Consider the following 20,170-nt stretch of genomic DNA (forward strand, 5'->3'; position numbering starts at 1 on the left):
GTCTGTTACCGTAATAAATAAGCATAGACGTGGAACAGACAAAGCAAATCATCGTTATTCTACACAACTTCAATCCATACTGACTGAAACATAAAACCGTTCTTGTTGGATAGATGAAGTTCGCGACCAGACTGTTGTTATATCCGGCATTTCTGATCGTTAATGATCACATCCAAACTGGTCACTATCCAACCGCCCAAGCAAATTCACCGCATTTCGGTTCGATCGGTGCGTTCAGCCGCTCGCGCTCGTCATCCGAAGCGAATCGCAAAACCGCGCCGTCACACGAGGTGACGACGCGGTTTCGATCGATCGTTTGGAGCGTGTTGAAGGCGCGATGCCCCCCGGACTACGCCTTCTGCAGATGCCGGCGCCCGAGCAGCTCGGCGATCTGCACCGCGTTCAGCGCGGCACCCTTGCGAAGGTTGTCGCTGACGCACCACAGGTTCAGGCCGTTCTCGACGGTCGGATCCTCGCGCACGCGGCTGATGTATGTCGCGAAGTCGCCGACGCACTCGATCGGCGTGATGTAGCCGCCGTCCTCGCGCTTATCGACCAGCATGATGCCGGGCGCCTCGCGGAGGATGGTCTGCGCTTCGTCGGCCGAGATCTCGTTCTCGAACTCGATGTTGATCGCTTCCGAATGGCCGACGAACACCGGTACGCGGACGCAGGTTGCGGTGACCTTGATCTTCTTGTCGAGGATCTTCTTGGTCTCGACGACCATCTTCCACTCTTCCTTGGTCGAGCCGTCGTCGAGGAAGCTGTCGATGTGCGGGATCACGTTGAAGGCGATCTGCTTGGTGAACAGCTTGGGCTCGGCCGGATCGCCGACGAAGATGTTGCGGCTCTGCTCGAACAGCTCGTCCATGCCCGCCTTGCCCGCGCCCGACACCGACTGGTAGGTCGAGACGACCACGCGCAGGATCTTCGCCGCATCGTGCAACGGCTTCAGCGCGACGACCATCTGCGCGGTCGAGCAGTTCGGGTTGGCGATGATGTTGCGTGCCCGGTAGCCGTCGATCGCCTCGGGGTTCACCTCCGGCACGATCAGCGGCACGTCGGGGTCCATGCGGTAGAGCGACGAATTGTCGATCACGACGCAGCCGGCAGCGGCGGCGATCGGCGCGTAGATCGCCGAACCCTCGGAGCCGATCGCGAACAGCGCCATGTCCCAGCCGTTCCAGTCGAAATGCTCGATGTTCGTGCACTTGATCTGCTTGCCGGTGTCGCCGTAATCGACCATCAACCCCTGGCTGCGCGACGACGCGACGCAGGCGATCTCGTCCGCCGGAAACTCGCGTTCCGCCAGGATGTTGAGGATCTCACGCCCGACATTGCCGGTCGCGCCCGCGACCACCACCCGATAACCCATGTCTTAACTCCGATTGGACTTGGGCGGGCAGTACCGACGTTGCGCGGCGAGGTCCAACGGCTTTCGACTTGTTGCGCGGATAGGGGGAGTTTGGGGGGGCGTATACGCCAGCGTACTGCCCGCCCCCTTGTTCCCCCGCGAAGGCGGGGGCCCAGACTCGGCCCCCGCCTTCGCGGGGGAACAAGCTAGTGCTGGGCGATAGTGATCAGCACCTGCCCCAGCAGTAGCACCACCCCGGCGGAGGCCGGGGCCCAGTTGGGGGACGTTGCCAACTGAGCGCTGCGGTCCATCACTGCGACCTTTCCAACTGGGCCCCGGCCTTCGCCGGGGTGGTGGCTGGGGAAGGTGCACAGCTAGATCCGCCCCCGCCTCAATCGTGCGTCCGCGCCTGCCACGTCGCATGCTCGATCCCGTGCACCTTCGCCAGGTGATCCGTGATCGCATCCAGCTCCTCCGCCGGCACGTTCGTCGCCACCAGAGTCGCGGCAATCTCCACCCGGTCCTCCCCGCGCTCGGTCACGTCCAGCTCCGCCACTTGCAACTGCGCCGCCTCGAGATGCTCCACCACCAGATCGCCGATCGGCCCAGCGTCTCCCGCCGCAACCGTCACCATCACGCTATACGTAGCCTCGATCGTCCGCCCCTCGGTCGGGATCCGGTTGATCCCGTCGACCAGTGGCCGCAGCGCGGTGTTCGCCAGCAGCACGACGAACGTCAGCAACCCCGCCTCTGCGATCATGTCGCTGCCCGCGCACGAGCCTACCGCCGCCGAGCACCACAAGGTCGCCGCGGTGTTGAGGCCGCGGACGTTCATGCCCTCCTTCATGATCACGCCCGCGCCGAGGAAGCCGATCCCCGACACGACATAGGCAATGATCCGGATCGACTCGACGTCCCCGCCCAGCCGCTGCCCGAGATCGACGAACGCCGCCGACCCCAGCGCGACCAGCGTGTTGGTCCTGAGCCCCGCGGTGCGCTGGCGATATTGCCGCTCCGCCCCGATCAGCGTCCCGAACACGAACGCGGCGATATAGCTCACCACCGTGTCGAGGAACGGCCACAGGTGAAACGTCTCGACGAACCGCACTGGCGTTTACTTTACCGGAACCGCAGCCGCCTCGGGCACCGGCTTGTCCTTCACCGTCCGGTCGAGGAAGTTCAGGATCGTCCCCCAGACATGCTCGCTGATCCCCGGCCCCGCAACGCGGTGCGTGTAACCCGGGTAGAACATCATCTCGAACGGCGTCGCGGTCGCCTGCATCCGCGCGGCCACCTTGGTCGAGTTGTCGAGGAACACATTGTCGTCGGCCATGCCGTGGATCAGCAGCAACGGATCGACGATGCGGTTCGCCTCCTCGACCGCCGCCGACGTCGCATAGCTCGCCGGGTCCTTCGCCGGATCGCCGAGATACCGCTCGGTATAATGCGTATCGTACAACTGCCAGTCGGTGACCGGCGCCCCCGACACTGCCGCCGCATACACGCCCGGCGTCTTCTCCAGCATCTTCAGCGACATATAGCCGCCATAGGACCAGCCATAGGTCGCGATCTTGCTCGGTTCGACGAACGGCAGCGACTTCAGGTAATTCGCACCCGACAGCTGGTCCTCGACCTCGACCGTCCCCATCGCGTGATAGATCTGGTCCTCGAACGCCTTGCCGCGGTTATACGAGCCGCGATTGTCGATCTTGAAGTAGATCCAACCGCGGTCGACGAGGTATTGCGGCAGCGCACCCTGCCAGCCGCGCGTGACGACCTGACCGGTGCCGGGGCCGCCATAATGCTCGAAGAACACCGGGTATTTCTTGCCCGGCTCCAGCGGCGGCGTGATCATCTCGTAATGGAGCGTCATGCCGTTCTTCGCCTTCAGCGTGCCGAACTTGGTTTCCTGATGGCTGGCGAGATACGGGTAATAGGGATGTCCCTCGACCACCGCATTCTCGTTGATCCACGAGAGTCTCTTGCCGGTCGCATCCGCCAGATACACCTGCGTCGGTTGCTTCGGGTCCGAGCGCGAGATGATGAACCGGCTCGCGGCCGCGTCCATCGTCGCGCTGTTCCACCAACCGGCTTCGGTCAGTCTGGTGATCACGTTCGGCTTGGCGACGTCGACCGAATAAAGCTGCTGCTCGAGCACGTCGTCCTTGTTGCCGAGGAAGAACAAGCGGCCCTTGGCTTCGTCCACGCCGACCAGATCGGTGACGACCCAGTCGCCCTTGGTAAGCTGCGTCCACTTGCCCGACGCGAACCGGTAGAGCTGGCCGTAGCCGCTCCGCTCCGACCGCCAGATCAGGCTGCCGTCCTTCAAAACGCGATATGCGTCAGACAGGTTGAGCCAGCTCTTCACGCCCGATTTCTCGGTGAACAGTACGGTCGACTTGCCCGTTGCCGGGTCGACACGGAGCATCTCCAGCAGCTTCTGGTCGCGGCTCTGGCGCTGGACCAGCAGCATCCGGCCGTCCGGCGTCCAGTCGACGCGGGCGAGATAGATGTCGGGGTTGGTGCCCAGATCGACCTTCACCTGCCCCGAGCCGTCCGGCTTCATGATATAAAGATCGACCAGCACGTTGGGCGTGCCCGCGGCGGGATAGCGCTGCTCGTAGACCTTGGTGCCGGTCGCGCCGATCGACGCACGCGTCGCGGTGTGGACCGGCGCCTCGTCGAACCGCTCGACTGCGACATATTGCTCGTCGGGCGACCACCAATAGCCCGTGCGGCGATCCATTTCCTCCTGCGCGACGAACTCCGCCTCGCCGAAATGGACCGTGCCGCCGCCGCCCGTCGTCACCGCGCGCGCATCGCCGCCGGCGAGTGGCTGTACGAACACATTCTGGTCGCGGACGAACGAGACGAAGCTGCCCTTGGGGCTGACGACCGGGTTCAGCTCGCCGCCGGGCGTATTGGTCAGGCGCTTCACCTTGCCGTCGAGCCCGGCGAGATACAGGTCGCCGTCGAGCGGCACGAGGATCGACTTGCCATCGGGCGCCCAGTCATACGCGACGATGCCCTTCTGGCCACCGATCCGCGCACGCTCGCGCTGCATCTTCTCGGCTTCGGTCAGCTCGGCGCCGCTGCCGACGGTCTTCGAATCGACCAGCATCCGCGCTTGGCCCGTCGCGGTATCGACCGCCCATAGATCGAAGCGCTCCTTCTCGTCGTCGCGGTTGCGGAGGGACGTCAGCAGCGTGCCGTCGGGCGACAGCCGCACCGCTTTCGGCTGCGATCCCGACAGGTCCGGATTGCCGAACACGCGCGCCATCGTCAGGTCGCCGGGCTTGACGGCCTCGACCGCGCGGATCGGTGCAGGGGCGGGTGCAGCAGGCGCTGCCGGCGGCGTGACCTGATCAGCGGCCATCGCGGCGGTTCCGACCGAAGCAAGTGCAAGCCCGAGCAACCATGTGCGCATCCTGTAGTCTCCGTGGGATCATCCCGCCGGATACCGCCCGGCAGACCCGAAAAATCTTCGGTCGCGCGTTATCGCGGCGGCATACGCCTACGTAAAGGGCGCATCGCAGCCGCATGCTCGTCATGACCCGGGGAGCCCGCACGCCAGCTGCGCCGCCAAACACGGCATAATGAACGCCGCGTACACTTCGTCTTTACGTCCTTCGTTTATGGGGAAGGCCACATCGTCGCGGATCGAGCTTTCCGTGGTGCAGCACGGCCGGGGAATGATGGTTTCGAACGCGGGCATACAGGACGGGGAGCCGAGCGAGCGGAGCGCATGGGACGCGCTCGTCGCTCTTGCCGACGCGGACGGCAGCGCAGCGCATCCGCATCACGCACGCCTGATCGCCGGCGGCCCGGGCCAGCGTAACCTTTCCGATGCGGTCCACGCACTGTGCGCGGTCCACGGCGACCATCCCGGCCTGATCGTCGACGTGCTCGCCCGCGCGATCCAGCCCGAAGCATCGGATTGGCTCGCCGTCGCCGCCAATGGCTTCGCGGACGAGCGCACCTACCTCGCACAGCTTACCGCGGCCGTCGGCCCGCTCCCGTCGACCCCCGGCCAGGCGGAGAGCGAGTCGGCACTGGTCGGCGAACGTCATGCCCTCGAAATGCTGGCTCGCTCGGAGCGCCGTGGATGCGCGACCGGCGCCGTCGCTGCGCTGCTCCAGGATTGGCGCGCGATCCGCCGCGTCCTCGATGTCGCCGCCGATCGGTTCGGGGTAGCAGTCCCCGCGCTCACGCTTCCGTCCGAGACCGATACCGCCGCGCTCGTCGCGGAACTCGGCGCATCGCCCGGTTGCCAGCGCGCGATCCTGTTCGGCGCGCAGCAACTCTTCGCGCAGCACCGAGGCCTGTGGTCGCTGCTCGAAGCGCGATCGAGTGCGCGCGGCGACCTCTGACCGCTTGCGCTGAGCAACGCTTCCCCTCTATCCATACCGGGTATTCAGAACCGGACGGGACATCGCATGAAGCGCTTCGAGGGCACCCAGAGCTACGTCGCGACCGACGATTTGAAAGTCGCGGTCAATGCCGCCGTGACGCTGCGCCGCCCGCTGCTGATCAAGGGCGAACCCGGCACGGGCAAGACCGTGCTGGCCTACGAGATCGCGAAAGCGCTCGGCGCACCGCTGATCGAGTGGAACATCAAGTCGACGACCAAGGCGCAACAGGGCCTGTACGAATATGACGCGGTCGCCCGCCTGCGCGATGGCCAGCTCGGCGATGCACGCGTCCACGACATCGGCAACTATATCCGCAAGGGCAAGCTCTGGGAGGCGTTCACCCAGCCTGCGCCGCCAGTCCTGCTGATCGACGAGATCGACAAGGCCGATATCGAGTTCCCCAACGACCTGTTGCAGGAACTCGATCGGATGGAATTCCACGTCTACGAGACCAAGGAAACCGTGCGCGCGGTCGAGCGTCCGATCGTCATCATCACCAGCAACAACGAGAAGGAACTGCCCGACGCGTTCCTCCGCCGGTGCTTCTTCCACTATATCAAGTTCCCCGATCGCCAGACGATGCAGGCGATCGTCGACGTGCATTTCCCCGGCATCCAGAAAATCCTGGTCAGCAAGGCGATGGACCTGTTCTACGACGTCCGCGACGTCCCCGGCCTGAAGAAGAAGCCGTCCACCAGCGAACTGCTCGACTGGCTCAAGCTGCTGCTCCACGAGGACATGCCGCTCGACATCCTCCAGAACCGCGACCCGACCAAGGCGATCCCGCCCTTGCACGGTGCGCTACTGAAGAACGAGCAGGACGTCATGCTGTTCGAACGTCTGGCGTTCATGGCAAAGCGGCAGAAGAACCAGGGGTGATCGGCTCGGCGAACCGGCGGCAAGCGTTCGCGCCGCCGGTTCACGCCACCCCGCTCAGCCGACGTTGGCACCGGTCGGGATATAGTCCAGCGCGAGGTGCGGGATCGTCACCGGACCACGGAAGTTGAACCGCGTCACGGTTGCCGGGTCGGGAATCCACAGCTTCTTGCCCAACGTCACCAGATACTGGGCGGGCGACGTCACGCTGACCGCGGTGAACGAACCCGAGGATAGCGCAGGTCCTCTCGGCATTTCGGCGACTAGATAGTCGCTGATGATGATGTCGTTCCAATTGTTGAAAACGGTGTTGAAGGTTGCCCCATCGGGAATCGCGAACAGCTGCCCCCACATCGCAAGATATACCGCACCACCACTGGCGTTCGAGGCGATCCGGCTGCCGTCATATTGCTTCCAGTTGATTGTCCCGGCCAGTAAAGCCTGCGCCGTATCCGCACCCATTTTCTCGCTGATGTCGACCGTCACTATCATAATCCTCATTATGTTTTTATGAAAAAGCGAAGCTGTGATCACCCGTCCGACTCGATATCTGAACCGACATGAAAACCACGTGATATGCCTAGTCGACTTAGAAACCCCAAGTTAGCGGGGACGCGACCACTTTGGACGCAAAGCACGCGACGTACTGATTATTGCTAGGATGGCCAATTAATACGGTTACGTATCAAGGGCATCGCAAGACAATGACCCCACATATTCCGATCCATTGTGATCGGAATTGTGGGAACCACGTCGAGCGATCAGTCGCGCCTCCCTTCAACGACGCTGCTAGACCAAATGCTTGATGCACATTAACCATCTGCGGCAACAATAATGCCATACCTATGCTGCAAGGTGACGGCATGAGATTGTATGCTTTCCGTCGTTGGGCGCCGGCACTGCTGGCAATCGGCATGGCCGCCCCCGCATCCGCCTCTCTGCTCGACTATGTCGGCCAGTGCGTCCCCTTCGCGCGCGCGGCGTCGGGCATCCAGATCTACGGCAATGCCTGGACCTGGTGGGAGCAGGCCGACGGCAAGTACGAACGTACGCACAAGCCGAAGGAAGGCGCGGTCATCGTCTTCGCCAAGACCCCGCGCCTGCCGTTCGGCCATGTCGCGGTAGTCAGCCGTGTGGTCGAGAAGCGCGTCGTCATGCTCACCCACGCCAACTGGTCACGCCAGAATGGCGAGCGCGGGCATGCCGAACAGGATGTCACGCTGTTCGACGTCTCGCGCAACAACGACTGGAGCGACGTCAAGGTCTGGTACAAGGACGTCGATGGGCTCGGCGGCGGCGTGTATCCGGTGTACGGCTTCATCTACGGCCACGCGCACGCGGCCGCTGAATTGACGAGCCGGAACCCCGATTATGTCGGTGCGCTGATCGACGCGTATGTGCCGGTCAGCGGCGAACCGATCGCGCGCTGAACACCTTCCCGGTATCGCGACGCCCCTACTCTCCGTCATCCTGACGAAAGTCAGGACCCAGGGTTACAAACGTTGTCCTGCGTGGCTCTGGGTCCTGACTTTCGTCAGGATGACGCAGGAGAGAGGGATTGCCGCCACCCTTAGAACCGTGCCACCACCGTACCGGAAAAGACGGTGAGGATAACGATGCGGTTCAAGGCTCTTACGACGATAACGCTGGCCTTACTCGCGACGTCCGCCCCCGCGGTCGTCGGCGCGCAGAAGGAAAAGTCCCCGCCCCCCGGTGGCGACATCCCCGCGAAGTTCGTCCCCGCCAACACCAGCTTCGACTTCGACCGACGCGAGGTCGACATCCCGATGCGCGACGGCGTCACGCTTCACGCGGTCATCGTCCAGCGCAAGGGCGTCACCGACGCACCGATCCTGCTTCAGCGCACGCCCTATAACGCCGAGAGCGTCGCCAGCCGATCCTCCAGCCCGAGCGGCGTGATGAACCTGCGCGCATCCGACGCGATGTTCTTCGACGCCGGCTATATCCGCGTGTTCGAGGACGTCCGCGGCAAGAACGGCTCGAACGGCGCGTATATCAACGAACGCCCGCTGATCGGCCCGCTGAACAAGACGAAGGTCGATCACTCCACCGATGCCTACGACACGATCGACTGGCTCGTGAAGAACCTCAAGAACAGCAACGGCCGCGTCGGCATCATCGGCGGCAGCTACGACGGCATGATGGCCGCAATGGCGCTCGTAAACCCGCACCCCGCGCTGAAAGCCGCCGTCCCGATGAACCCGGTGATCAACACCTGGAAGGGCGACGACGACTTCCACGGCGGCGCCTTCCGGCAGATCGGCTACGACTATTACTATACGCAGGACGCGGCGAAGGGCGAAGCGGGCGACCTCTGGCGCGACGCGTACGATGATTACGACACCTTCCTCCGCGCCGGGTCCGCCAGCGCGTTCGTGAAAAGCCGCGGGCTCGAACAGCTCCCGTTCGTCAACCGCCTCCACGATCACCCGACCTACGACGCATTCTGGCAAGGTCAGGCGCTCGAGACGATCCTGCCCAAGCAACCGCAGTCGGTGCAGACTCTTTGGGTCGCAAGCCAATGGGACCAGGAGGACATCTACGGCGCCGTCGCGGCGTATGAGGCCGTATCGAAGGTCGACCCCAACCACGTAAACCACCTCGCGCTCGGCCCATGGGCGCACGGCGGCGCGAACGGCGACGGCTCGACGCTCGGCGCGATCCGTTTCGATGCGGACACCGCGCTCTGGTTCCGCAAGAACGTCCTGCTGCCGTTCCTCAACGGCGCGCTGAAGACCGGCGCAACACCGCCCGCGCTTGCCCCCGTCACCGCGTTTCAGACCGGCACGAACCAGTGGCAAACGCTCGCCGGCTGGCCGAACTCGACCGCCACGCAGAAACTCTATTTCCAGCCCGCCAACGGCCTCGCGCCGACCGCCCCGGCGAGCGACGGCCACGACGACTATATCTCCGACCCTGCCAAGCCGATCCCCTACCGCCTCCGCCCGATCCGCCCGACCTACGCGACCGGCTCGACCTGGCGGCAATGGCTGGTCGACGACCAGCGCCCGTCCTCCGACCGCACCGACGTCCTCACCTACCAGACGCCACCGCTGACCAGCCCGGTCGCAATCGCCGGCGCGCCCGTCGCCGACCTGATCGCCAGCACCACCGGCACCGACGGCGATTTCGTCGTGAAGCTGATCGACGTCTACCCCGCCGAATATTCGGACAAGCCCGAGATGGGCGGATACCAGCTCGCCGTCTCGATGGATATTCTCCGCGGCCGCTATCGCGATAGCTTCGAGAAGCCGACCCCGATCGTCGCCGGCCAGCCCACGCATTTCCGCGTCGTGCTGCCCAACGCCAGCCACGTCTTCCTCCCCGGCCACCGCATCATGGTCCAGGTCCAGTCGAGCTGGTTCCCGCTCTACGACCGCAACCCGCAGACCTACGTCGCCAACATCTTCGACGCCAAACCCGCCGACTACCACAAGGCCACGATCAGCGTCTTCCACTCGGCCGCGCAGCCCAGCGCGATCGAACTGCCGATCGCCGCGGCGAAGTGACGGAGTGATCTCATGTTCCTGAACTTCCTCGACGAACTTCGCAGCGCCGGCATCCCCGCTAGCCTCAAGGAGCACCTGATCCTGCTGGAGGCGCTCGACGCCGAGGTGATCGAGCGGACGCCCGAGGATTTCTACTACCTCTCCCGCGCGGTGTACGTGAAGGACGAGGGGCTGCTCGACAAGTTCGACCAGGTCTTCGCCAAGGTTTTTCGGGGCCTAGCCACGAGCTACGGCACCGTCCCCGGCGAGGTCCCCGAAGACTGGCTGAGGGCGGTCGCCGAGAAATTCCTGACCCCCGAGGAGATGGCCGCGATCAAGTCGCTCGGCTCGTGGGACGAGATCATGGAGACGCTCAAGAAACGTCTCGAGGAGCAGAAGGAACGCCATCAAGGCGGCAGCAAATGGGTCGGCACCGGCGGCACGAGCCCGTATGGCAACGGCGGCTACAACCCCGAAGGCGTCCGCATCGGCGGCGAAAGCACGCACAAGCGCGCGCTGAAAGTCTGGGACCAGCGCGAGTTCCGCAACCTCGACAACACCAAGGAACTCGGCACCCGCAACATCAAGGTGGCACTCCGCCGCCTGCGCCGCTTCGCGCGCGACGGCGCCGCCGACGAACTCGACATCGACGGCACGATCGCCGGCACCGCGCGCCAAGGCTATCTCGACATCGTCATGCGCGCCGAACGCCGCAATGCGGTGAAGCTACTGCTGTTCCTCGACGTCGGCGGCTCGATGGATCCATTCGTCAAGCTCTGCGAGGAGCTGTTCTCGGCCGCGACGACCGAGTTCAAGAACCTCGAATTCTTCTACTTCCACAATTGCCCGTACGAGGGTGTGTGGAAGGACAACACGCGGCGCTTTGCCGAGCGGACGCCGATGTGGGACCTGCTCCACAAATACGGCCACGACTACAAGCTGATCTTCGTCGGCGACGCGTCGATGAGCCCGTACGAGATCACCCACCCCGGCGGCTCGGTCGAGCATTTCAACGAGGAGCCGGGCGCGGTGTGGATGCAGCGGGTTACCAACACCTACCCGGCGGCGGCGTGGCTGAACCCGGTGCCCGAGGCGCAATGGGGCTATTCGCAGTCGGTGCGCATCATTCGCGAGCTGATGACCGACCGGATGTACCCGCTGAGCCTTGCCGGGCTCGACGATGCGATGCGCGAGCTGACCCGCAAGCGGTGAGTTTGGCGCGGTGAGCGGCTGACCGTAACGGAACCGTCACGGACGCGATCGGTTTATCGGGCATCATCCCTTACCGAAGGACAAGCCCTATGTCGTCGATCCCCAACTCCGCCATGCCGCACGCCAAGGTCCATCACGACGACGACCACAAGCCGAAGCCCGACGCGAAGAAGACCGCGGCGACCAGCGACTGGGTCGAGGACGCGACCGACGCGGCAAAGGCTGGGCTCGCGACGGCGACCGATGCGGTGAAGTCGCACCCGAAGACCGCGATTGCGGTCGGCGCTACGGTAATTGCAGGGATCGCAGCGGCGATCGCAGCGCCTGCGTTGCGCGCGAAGGATGCAACGGAGAAGAAGGCGCCCCCTAAGAAGCCCGAGCCGAAGAAGCCAGCTAAGGCGAAAAAGCCGCACTGATACAATGCTACCCTGTCCCACCTTCCCAGGTGGGGCCGGCCCCCATTTGGGTAACAGTGGAAATTGTGATCGGAGTTCACCACCCTAACCTTCCCGACAAGGCCCGCTCTGCGCGAGGGCTTTAAAAGATCAGACATGCGAGGGCAAAGAGGCAGCAGCGTAACAGATACTGCTCGCCTCTTTGTCCTCTCGCGGAGGGCAATCTTCCTCATCGACATCAGGCGCCGCCCGGAAGCATCCAGCCAACATCGCCGCATCTTTTTTCCGTTACCAGGAACGATCCGCAAACCAGCCGCTCAGCGCTGAGACTGCGATAGCCGGGACTGCCAGGAGGCACAGCATCAGCAACCCGATTGCCAAAAGTGGGTGCGTCCCAGTGTTGGTCCATATGACGGGAAACTGAGCGAACGTGATTATCCCTCCTGCCGCCCACCTCTGCTGTTTAAAAACCAGTCCCGCTATCGCCGACAAGCCAAGGGACGCGGGATACCAGAGCTTCCAATAGGCATCTGCATCCCAGGGTTCTCTGGCACCGGTCAGCCAGCATACGAAACTCCAGTACAGCGCAGCGCATGCCAGCAGGACGATCGTCTTTCCGGGTCCGGTTTTCATATGCCTATATGCGCATAGCCTGGGCCTGACGCCAACCTGGGCCTGACGCCAACCTCGGCCAGCACCGACCAAAGCGAAAGCCGGCCATCGATCATTGCCCAGATTGACGGTGGGTGCGGGTTGGATAGAGCGCGCCGATAACGGTAATGAGGACCTGAAGTCTCGGACTAACCAAGACGCCAGCGCTCCAACTCCCTTACGATATCGGCAGTGATCTGATCCTGCGAGAACCCGGTCAGGTTTCGATACCCCTTCTCGATGCTGGACTGCGCCGTGAGCGTCCATGTCTGGCTGCGGCCCGCTTCTCTCGCCTCGCGTGCCGTGTATGCCGCCAATGTGCGGGAGCGGGGGATCAGCTTGTACGTGAACGTGCTTGCACCGCCCGCCCCGACGACCAGCGCAAGACCGTCTTGCGTGCTGTCCACCCGGCTGTCCGTCCAGCCCTCGGCTTGCATAGCCTGACAGACGGACTCGAGTGCCGGCTTGCCGTGATGCTCGATCTCGGTCTCGATATCGGCACGTTTGGATGGCACGAGTAACCGCTTCAGGCGCTCGCCAAGCGCTGCGGCGTCGTTCGACAGCGTCACGCCAGCAAGGTCGGCCTTCGTCTGTCGCAGGAGACAAAACGCGAGTAGGAGCATGATGAAACAGAACGGCAGCGCTGCCAGCAGCGTCGCAGCCTGCAAAGCGCCGAGCCCACCCGTCAAGAGCAGCAGGGTCGAGGTAACCGCGAGCAGAAGGCACCAATAGACACGCTGCCAGCGCGGCGTGTCCTCTTCGCCGCCTGATGCCAGTGTATCAATTACCAGTGCGCCCGAGTCCGCCGATGTGACGAAGAATACGCCCACCAGCAGGATGGAAAGCATGGACGTGAATCCGGCACCAGGCAGGTATTCCAGGAACTTGAACAACGCGGTGGAAAGGTTTCCCTGGACCGCTTTTGCGATCCCGCCCGCCGCCGGACCTAGATCAAGCGCGATCGCCGTGTTGCCAAACACGGTCATCCACAGGAAAGTAAACGCGGTCGGCACGAACAACACGCCGATGACGAACTCGCGAATGGTGCGACCGCGCGAAATGCGGGCGATAAACATGCCCACGAACGGCGACCACGCGATCCACCACGCCCAGTAGAAGAGCGTCCAGTCCGCCATCCAAGCGCGCGGTTCATAGGCGTAGAGCGTAAAGGTCCGCTTGACGAAATGATCGAGATACAATCCGAAATTCTGCACCAGCGCGCGCAGCAGGAACAGCGTTGGTCCGACCGCCAGCACGAACAGCATCAGCAGTACGGCGAGGACGAGGTTGAGTTCGGAAAGCCGCCTGATGCCGCGGTCTGCGCCGCTCAGTACCGACAAAGTCGCGGCTCCCATCACAACGCTGATGACGATCACCTTCGTCAGGCTCGTGTCCGCTACGCCGTAATTATAGGCGAGCCCCGCGGTCATTTGCGAAACGCCAAACCCGAGCGAGGTCGAGACGCCGAACACGGTGCCACAAATCGCGAAAATGTCGATCGCATCGCCAAGTGGCCCATCGACGCGCTTACCAAGGATCGGCGACAGACCAGACCGAAGAGTAAGCGGCATGCCTTTGCGGTACGTGAAATAGGCGAGGCTGAGACCAACCAGCGCGTAGATCGCCCAGGCGTGTACCCCGTAATGGTGGAAGGTAATCGCCATGGCCTCGCGAGCAGCCAGGATGGTGCCGCTTTTCGCCTCGGGCGGAGAGATGTAATGCTGGATCGGTTCGGCAACGGCGAAATACATCAGCCCGATACCCATTCCCGCGGCGAACAGCATCGCCAACCACGACACATACGGGAAGTCCGGCTCGGCATCGTCCGGCCCTAGCCGAAGCTTCCCCGCGGGTCCGAAGCCGAGCGCAAGCACAACGACCAGGAACGCCGCCACGGCCGCGATGTAGAACCACCCGAACGTATCGATCGTCCACGCCTGCGCCGCCTTGAAAACAGCATCGGCGGTACCCGGCATCGCGAGGGTAACAGAGAGAAGCGCCGCAATTACAGCGGACGCACCCCAAAAAACGCGGGGATTCATTTGGCTTTTAAGCATGATACCCACTTACCGCTGTTTGGCCGTCGCGACTAGGTCAGGTTGGAGGCCTCCCTTTTGGGCCTGCGACCAGCCGTCAGCGTCGCACCGATGACGTCGACCCATAATGCCTGTTTCTGTAGCTTCGGTCGTCTGTGTGGTCGCTCACTTTCAGCCGTTGCACGAAGGGGAAGACGGTCAACGGGCGCGTCTTGAAGGGAAGGCTAGCTAACAGCTTCCATCACGGCGTCACAGGAATGCCCGGCGTGCGGCACCAGGCGATGCACGGGGAAATTCGTCCCCTCAGCGCCACCCAAGCGCTGGCGCGACGTGGGTCAGGACGGACTCAAGGACATGCGCGTTGTAGTCGACACCGAGTTGGTTCGGCACTGTGAGCAGCACCGTGTCGGCTTCGGCAATGCCCTCGTCGGCGCGGAGTTGCTCGATCAGCTGGTCGGGCTCCGCGACGTAGGACCGGCCGAACACGGCACGCATGTTATCGATCACGCCGATCTGGTCGCTGCTCTCACCACGTCCGAAATAGGCACGGTCGCGATCATTCGTCAGCGCGAAGATCGAGCGCGATACCGACACGCGCGGCTGCCAGTCATGCCCTGCGTCTTTCCACGCCTGACGGTAGAGCCGGATCTGCTTGGCTTGCTGGACATGGAGCGGTTCGCCGCTCTCGTCAGCCTTCAACGTCGAGCTTTGCAGGTTCATGCCGTTCCGGGCGGCCCATACCGCAGTGGCGTTCGACGACGAACCCCACCAGATACGCCGTCGTAGGCCCGGCGCATGCGGTTCGAGCCGCAACAACCCCGGCGGATTGGGAAACATCGGGTTCGGGCTAGGCTGTGCGAACCCCTCGCCCTTCAGCAGTTCAAGCAGCACTTCAGCATGCTGGCGACCCATATCGGCGTCGCTCTCCCCTTGGGCGGGCGCGTAACCGAAGTGACGCCAGCCTTCCACCACCTGCTCGGGCGAACCGCGGCTGATACCAAGCTGCAGACGCCCCCCACTGATCAGGTCGGCCGATCCCGCATCCTCCGTCATGTAGAACGGATTCTCGTACCGCATGTCGATCACGCCAGTGCCGATCTCGATCCGGCTGGTCCTAGCGCCGACTGCGGCGAGCAGCGGAAAGGGCGATGCGAGTTGCTGGGCAAAGTGGTGGACGCGGAAGTACGCGCCATCGGCCCCCAATTCCTCGGCAGCTACGGCGAGGTCGATCGATTGCAGCAACACGTCCGAGGCGGACCGCGTCGCGGATTGGGCCGACGATGACCAATGGCCGAACGAAAGGAACCCGATCTTCTTCATGGCACGATCCTGATGTTGACGGCCGTCAAACCTGGTGGCGGCGAGTTGATGCTGTACCGCTTAGATAGGGTGTGTGCCGCGGCACGTCGCGGCAGCGAACGGAAACTCAGCTATTCTGTCTTGCAGGCGACGAGGCCCGGTCAGCGCGAACCGTGCAAGGCAAGGCCTGCCGCCCGCAGTGAACAGAGACGACCGGGCGAGGATACAGACAAGCTGTTCCACGTGAGTGCGGAGCGCGACGCGGCGCCGTCGGACCAGATGCGCTGCGCGACGATCAAGATTTCCATAGCGGTCGGCGCCCTCCCCTCGGCCATGCAATCGATCATGGCGTCCACAAACAAGGGGCTGGTCGATCGCGACATGTTGAGACACCTCAATGGAGCAGGATCTCGACGTAGGTGCCACAACCCTAACCAAGATGGCCTGCGACGTATTACGCGCCAGATGGAGGTTTGCGCGAGCCAGCCAGCGGGAACGCCGTATCTCCCCGTTTCCAATCGGCGTATGCTGCGGCATCGCCATCACCCCTGCCGCGAGCGCGGTGACGATAGAAAGCTGGGATCAACTTCCGCCCGCAGTGCCGAGTGCCTGCCATGCACACCGTTCAAGATTATGATCTCGCCTACAGCAAGAAGCGCGAACAAGCGGAGCGAATGGCGTCAGCCTTGGCAAACGATATGTGTGCCAAAGCCGTCCATCGATCCTTGGCAAAGCTGTATGGCGATCGCGTTATCTCGGCGCGGCGCGCGATCAATGCATGCCGCACGAAATCGTAACGCAAGCGTAGCCGCGCTGTTCACTCCCGATAAATGCCAAGGTATTTCGACCTATCCTGAGGGGGGCTACCCGGCTGCTGACATTCGCGGCGCCCTCGTCTCTGTCCAGACATAGCCACACATTCAGATTGGAAAACTCTGTTGAAGGTCGTTTTCGTTTCCGGGTCCGGTAAGCGCCGACGCGATAACAATGCTTTATTAGCTGATCGCCTTACCATCCGTCGACCGGCCGGCGTTGGCGATCCCCGGCCTTCAAACGGCGAGGCGCTCGACCAGAAAATCGACGAAGGCGCGGACTCGAGCGGGCGTTTGGCTCCCACCGACGAACACGGCGTGAATTTGCTCGACGTCACCGGGATTATAGTCTTCCAGGATCGGCACCAGACGCCCGGCCGCAATGTCATCTACGACACTGAAGGCGCCGACGCGTGCCACGCCGATACCGGCGATCGCGAGCTGCCCGAGTGTCTCGCCATTGTTCGCTTCGATATTCCCTCTCACCGATAGCACGATATCCTCACTACCCCGGCGGAAAGGCCAGATCGGCTCGACCCGGCGAAAATTGAAATTGAGGCAGTTATGATCGTGGAGGTCCTCGGGAACGCTAGGCGTACCACGCCGTGCGAGGTAGTCCGGCGCTGCGACGATCACGCGCCCGCTCTCGCCAAGCTTGCGCGCGGTCAACAGGCTGTCCGCTAGCGTGCCAAACCGAATAGCGACATCCGCTTGTCCAGCGGCAATGTCGACGATGGCGTCGCTCAGCGCGATATCGATCTGGATGTTCGGGTAGAGCGTGACGAATTCACCCAGTAGCGGCACGATGCGAAGCCGCCCGTGCGATAGCGCAGCGCTGATCCGTAGCCGGCCCCGGGGCGCCCCCTGGTCGGCGATCTGCCGCTCGGCATCGTCGAGATCGGCGAGGATACGCCGGGCGGTCTGCAGATAGGCTTGCCCCTCCGCCGTCGGCGCCAGCGCGCGTGTCGAGCGCAGCAGCAGGCGTACGCCTAGCCGCACCTCGATCCGGTCGATCGACAGCGCGACGGCGGAGGGGGTCAGGCCAAGCACGCGCCCGGCGGCCGAAAAGCTACCTTCGCGCATCACCGCTGTGAAGATCTCCAGCGCCCGGGCACGGTCGCCCCCCACACTCACCTTTGCATCCATGTCAAAAGTCCTTCGCAGTACCGCCGCCTTATCGGACGCGGCGAGATCGACCATCTATGCCTCACGATGTCATTTAGGGAAGCGCGCATGGACTATCGGCAATTGGGATCATCCGGGCTGCGGGTGCCGGCATTGAGCTTCGGGACCGGAACCTTCGGTGGCACAGGGCCCTTGTTCAGCGCCTGGGGCCAGAGCGACGAGACCGAAGCGCGACGGTTGATCGATATCTGCCTGGATGCCGGTGTCACGATGTTCGACACCGCCGACGTCTACTCCAACGGTGCGTCCGAAACGGTGCTGGGTGCCGCGATCAGGGGACGCCGCGATGCGGTGCTGATCTCGACCAAGACGGGATTGCCGATGGGCGACGGACCGCAGGACTGGGGCACATCGCGCGCGCGGCTGATCCGCGCGGTCGAGGCGTCGCTGCGCCGGCTAGGCACGGATCATGTCGATCTGCTTCAGCTCCACGCGCTGGATGCTTCGACGCCGGCCGAAGAAGTGATGGGCACGCTCGACATACTGATCGCGTCTGGCAAGGTGCGGTATGCCGGGGTCTCCAACTATCCCGGCTGGCAGCTGATGAAGGCGCAAGGAATTGCCGATCGCAACGGCTGGCCGCGTCTCGTCGCGCATCAGGTCTATTATTCGTTGATCGGCCGCGCCTATGAGGCCGACCTGATGCCGCTGGGTGCCGATCAGGGGGTCGGCGCGCTGGCCTGGAGTCCGCTCGGTTGGGGTCGCCTGACAGGCAAGATCGGACGTGACCGGCCGATCCCCGCGGGCAGTCGGCTGCACGATACCGAGCAGTTCGCGCCACCGGTCGAGGCCGAACACCTGTACCGCGTGATCGACGCGCTCGAGATCGTCGCGGCCGAGACGGGAAAAAGCGTACCGCAGGTCGCGATCAACTGGCTGCTGCGCCGCCCGACCGTCGCCTCGGTGATCATCGGTGCGCGCAACGAGGCGCAGTTGCGCGACAATCTGGGCGCTGTCGGTTGGGCATTGTCGCGCGATCAAGTCGCGGTGCTCGATGCGGCCAGCGCCGTGCTGCCACCCTATCCCCACACCCCGTATCACCAGCAGGAGGGCTTTGCCCGCCTGAATCCCCCGCTGGTGTGAGGACGCAAACGATGAAACTCAATCCAGGTCTGCTGGCGCTCGCGATCGGCGCGTTCGGCATCGGCGTTACCGAATTCGCACCCATGGGGCTGTTGCCGGTTATCGCCAGCGACCTCGGCGTATCGATCCCGAGCGCCGGACTGCTCATCAGCGCCTATGCGCTGGGCGTCGTGATCGGTGCCCCGCTGATGACGTTGACGACGGGGCGCGTCCCGAGGCGGATGCTGCTGATCCTGCTGGCCGGCATCTTTACCGCCGGCAACGTGCTGGCGGCCGTGTCGGACAGTTACGGCATGCTGCTGGCCGCTCGAATCCTCACGTCGTTCAACCACGGCGCTTTCTTCGGCGTCGGCTCGATCGTGGCCGCCAGCCTCGTGCCGGCCGAGCGGCGGGCCGGTGCGGTCGCGGCGATGTTCATGGGGCTGACGATCGCGAATGTGGTCGGGGTTCCGCTGGCGACCTGGGCGGGCGAACATCTCGGCTGGCGTGCGTCCTTCTGGGGAGTCTCCGCGCTGGGCGTTGCGACCATGGCCGCACTCAGGCTGACGCTGCCCGCGTTGCCAGCGCCGACCGATGGCAATGCGCTGGCCGAGCTTCGTGTCCTCACGCGCGGACCCGTACTCGGTGCGCTCGGCCTGACCGTCGTCGGGTCCAGCGCGATGTTCACGGTTTTCACCTACATCACCCCGATCCTTCGCGAGGCGACACACGCGTCGCTAGGGTTCGTTACCGCGATGTTGGCGGTGTACGGGGTCGGGCTCACCGTCGGCAACTGGCTGGGTGGACGCTTCGCCGATCGCTCGGTTGATCGGACGTTGATCGTCACGCTGGCATCGCTTACGCTGGTCCTGCTAGCCTTCGCTGGCCTGATGTCATTCAAGATGCCGACCGCGATCCTGATCTTTTTGTGGGGCGTCGCGAGCTTTGCCTTGGTCCCACCGCTCCAGGTTCGCGTCATGCACGCGGCCGCGGATGCCCCCAACCTCGCCTCGGCCATGAATATCGGCGCTTTCAACCTGGGTAATGCGATCGGTGCGGCCCTGGGTGGCGGCGTGATCGCAGCAGGCCTTGGATATCCCGCAGTCGCGCTGGCCGGCGCCGCCGCGTCCGTGGTCGGATTGGTCGCAGTAACTGCCGCTATACGGGTTCATTCCCGCAGCAATCTCGCTCGCGCACCCGCAACTCATGTGGGGGTTTAGGCGCCGCGCCTGCCTTCCCCTTATCTTCTCATACGGCGTATCCGCGGCATTCGATCAGCACATTGAACATGCAACCGCAGTGCTGCCAGCATTGAAAATGACATTTTATTCATAAACCGGGTTTACCCGCCTAACTGCCGTCGCTAA

At 63.6% G+C, this 20,170-nt stretch carries 16 protein-coding genes; 9 read left to right on the forward strand and 7 right to left on the reverse strand.

What is annotated here, in order from left to right; genetic code table 11:
- Positions 1 to 349 precede the first annotated feature (349 nt).
- The 3 genes from AC1ME3_RS15930 to AC1ME3_RS15940 all read right to left on the reverse strand — a co-directional run bounded on the left by AC1ME3_RS15930 (position 350) and on the right by AC1ME3_RS15940 (position 4,781).
- Positions 350 to 1,375 carry an aspartate-semialdehyde dehydrogenase gene (locus AC1ME3_RS15930; protein WP_480953944.1) on the reverse strand — a complete coding sequence of 342 codons (1,026 nt, stop codon included), beginning with the start codon at positions 1,373 to 1,375 and terminating at the stop codon, positions 350 to 352.
- Between the two features lie 370 nt (positions 1,376 to 1,745).
- Entirely contained in the window at positions 1,746 to 2,462 is a 717-nt protein-coding gene (locus AC1ME3_RS15935; RefSeq protein ID WP_136190373.1) for an MgtC/SapB family protein, read from the reverse strand.
- Positions 2,463 to 2,468: 6 nt separating this feature from the next.
- Positions 2,469 to 4,781: a S9 family peptidase gene (locus tag AC1ME3_RS15940; RefSeq protein ID WP_480953945.1), complete on the reverse strand. Its 2,313-nt coding sequence runs from the start codon at positions 4,779 to 4,781 to the stop codon at positions 2,469 to 2,471.
- A 208-nt stretch (positions 4,782 to 4,989) separates the two neighbouring features.
- Between AC1ME3_RS15940 and AC1ME3_RS15945 the strand changes: the two genes are divergently transcribed.
- Positions 4,990 to 5,724 (forward strand): DUF6975 family protein, encoded by a 735-nt coding sequence (locus tag AC1ME3_RS15945; protein ID WP_480953946.1) that lies wholly within the window; start codon positions 4,990 to 4,992, stop codon positions 5,722 to 5,724.
- A gap of 66 nt (positions 5,725 to 5,790) precedes the next feature.
- Positions 5,791 to 6,645, forward strand: a complete 855-nt coding sequence (locus AC1ME3_RS15950) for an AAA family ATPase (protein ID WP_060525606.1) — start codon at positions 5,791 to 5,793, stop codon at positions 6,643 to 6,645.
- A 54-nt stretch (positions 6,646 to 6,699) separates the two neighbouring features.
- Here AC1ME3_RS15950 and AC1ME3_RS15955 read toward each other — a convergent pair whose 3' ends face one another.
- Positions 6,700 to 7,128, reverse strand: a complete 429-nt coding sequence (locus AC1ME3_RS15955; RefSeq protein WP_480953947.1) for a hypothetical protein — start codon at positions 7,126 to 7,128, stop codon at positions 6,700 to 6,702.
- Positions 7,129 to 7,505: 377 nt separating this feature from the next.
- Here AC1ME3_RS15955 and AC1ME3_RS15960 point away from each other — a divergent pair, with 377 nt between their 5' ends.
- The 4 genes from AC1ME3_RS15960 to AC1ME3_RS15975 all read left to right on the forward strand — a co-directional run bounded on the left by AC1ME3_RS15960 (position 7,506) and on the right by AC1ME3_RS15975 (position 11,779).
- Positions 7,506 to 8,072: a CHAP domain-containing protein gene (locus AC1ME3_RS15960; protein WP_056482168.1), complete on the forward strand. Its 567-nt coding sequence runs from the start codon at positions 7,506 to 7,508 to the stop codon at positions 8,070 to 8,072.
- A gap of 186 nt (positions 8,073 to 8,258) precedes the next feature.
- Positions 8,259 to 10,172, forward strand: coding sequence for a CocE/NonD family hydrolase (locus AC1ME3_RS15965; protein ID WP_480953948.1), 1,914 nt, complete (start codon positions 8,259 to 8,261; stop codon positions 10,170 to 10,172).
- Between the two features lie 12 nt (positions 10,173 to 10,184).
- Positions 10,185 to 11,363: a vWA domain-containing protein gene (locus AC1ME3_RS15970; RefSeq protein WP_480953949.1), complete on the forward strand. Its 1,179-nt coding sequence runs from the start codon at positions 10,185 to 10,187 to the stop codon at positions 11,361 to 11,363.
- An 89-nt stretch (positions 11,364 to 11,452) separates the two neighbouring features.
- Entirely contained in the window at positions 11,453 to 11,779 is a 327-nt protein-coding gene (locus AC1ME3_RS15975; RefSeq protein WP_133031297.1) for a hypothetical protein, read from the forward strand.
- 779 nt (positions 11,780 to 12,558) lie between these two features.
- On the opposite strand, the gene AC1ME3_RS15980 is transcribed toward AC1ME3_RS15975, so the two are convergent.
- Together AC1ME3_RS15980 and AC1ME3_RS15985 are read right to left on the reverse strand one after the other, a co-directional pair.
- Positions 12,559 to 14,385 carry a BCCT family transporter gene (locus AC1ME3_RS15980; RefSeq protein WP_480953950.1) on the reverse strand — a complete coding sequence of 609 codons (1,827 nt, stop codon included), beginning with the start codon at positions 14,383 to 14,385 and terminating at the stop codon, positions 12,559 to 12,561.
- Between the two features lie 363 nt (positions 14,386 to 14,748).
- The gene (locus AC1ME3_RS15985; protein WP_480953951.1) at positions 14,749 to 15,765 is read right to left on the reverse strand and encodes an LLM class flavin-dependent oxidoreductase; all 1,017 of its coding nucleotides are present in this window, start codon (positions 15,763 to 15,765) and stop codon (positions 14,749 to 14,751) included.
- Between AC1ME3_RS15985 and AC1ME3_RS15990 the strand changes: the two genes are divergently transcribed.
- Positions 15,733 to 16,656, forward strand: a complete 924-nt coding sequence (locus AC1ME3_RS15990; RefSeq protein ID WP_480953952.1) for a hypothetical protein — start codon at positions 15,733 to 15,735, stop codon at positions 16,654 to 16,656. The two genes, AC1ME3_RS15985 and AC1ME3_RS15990, sit on opposite strands and share 33 nt — an antisense overlap.
- 137 nt (positions 16,657 to 16,793) lie before the next feature.
- Here the strand turns inward: AC1ME3_RS15990 and AC1ME3_RS15995 are convergent, their stop codons facing one another.
- On the reverse strand, positions 16,794 to 17,702 hold the full coding sequence (locus AC1ME3_RS15995; RefSeq protein ID WP_480953953.1) for a LysR family transcriptional regulator: 909 nt from the start codon (positions 17,700 to 17,702) through the stop codon (positions 16,794 to 16,796).
- Between the two features lie 87 nt (positions 17,703 to 17,789).
- On the opposite strand from AC1ME3_RS15995, the gene AC1ME3_RS16000 reads away from it, so the two are divergent.
- Together AC1ME3_RS16000 and AC1ME3_RS16005 are read left to right on the forward strand one after the other, a co-directional pair.
- Complete coding sequence (locus tag AC1ME3_RS16000) at positions 17,790 to 18,824, forward strand: aldo/keto reductase (RefSeq protein WP_480953954.1); 1,035 nt, start codon at positions 17,790 to 17,792, stop codon at positions 18,822 to 18,824.
- Between the two features lie 11 nt (positions 18,825 to 18,835).
- Positions 18,836 to 20,023 (forward strand): MFS transporter, encoded by a 1,188-nt coding sequence (locus AC1ME3_RS16005; protein WP_480953955.1) that lies wholly within the window; start codon positions 18,836 to 18,838, stop codon positions 20,021 to 20,023.
- The last annotated feature ends 147 nt before the right edge of the window (positions 20,024 to 20,170 follow it).

Source organism: Sphingomonas sp. BL2, assembly GCF_056680015.1.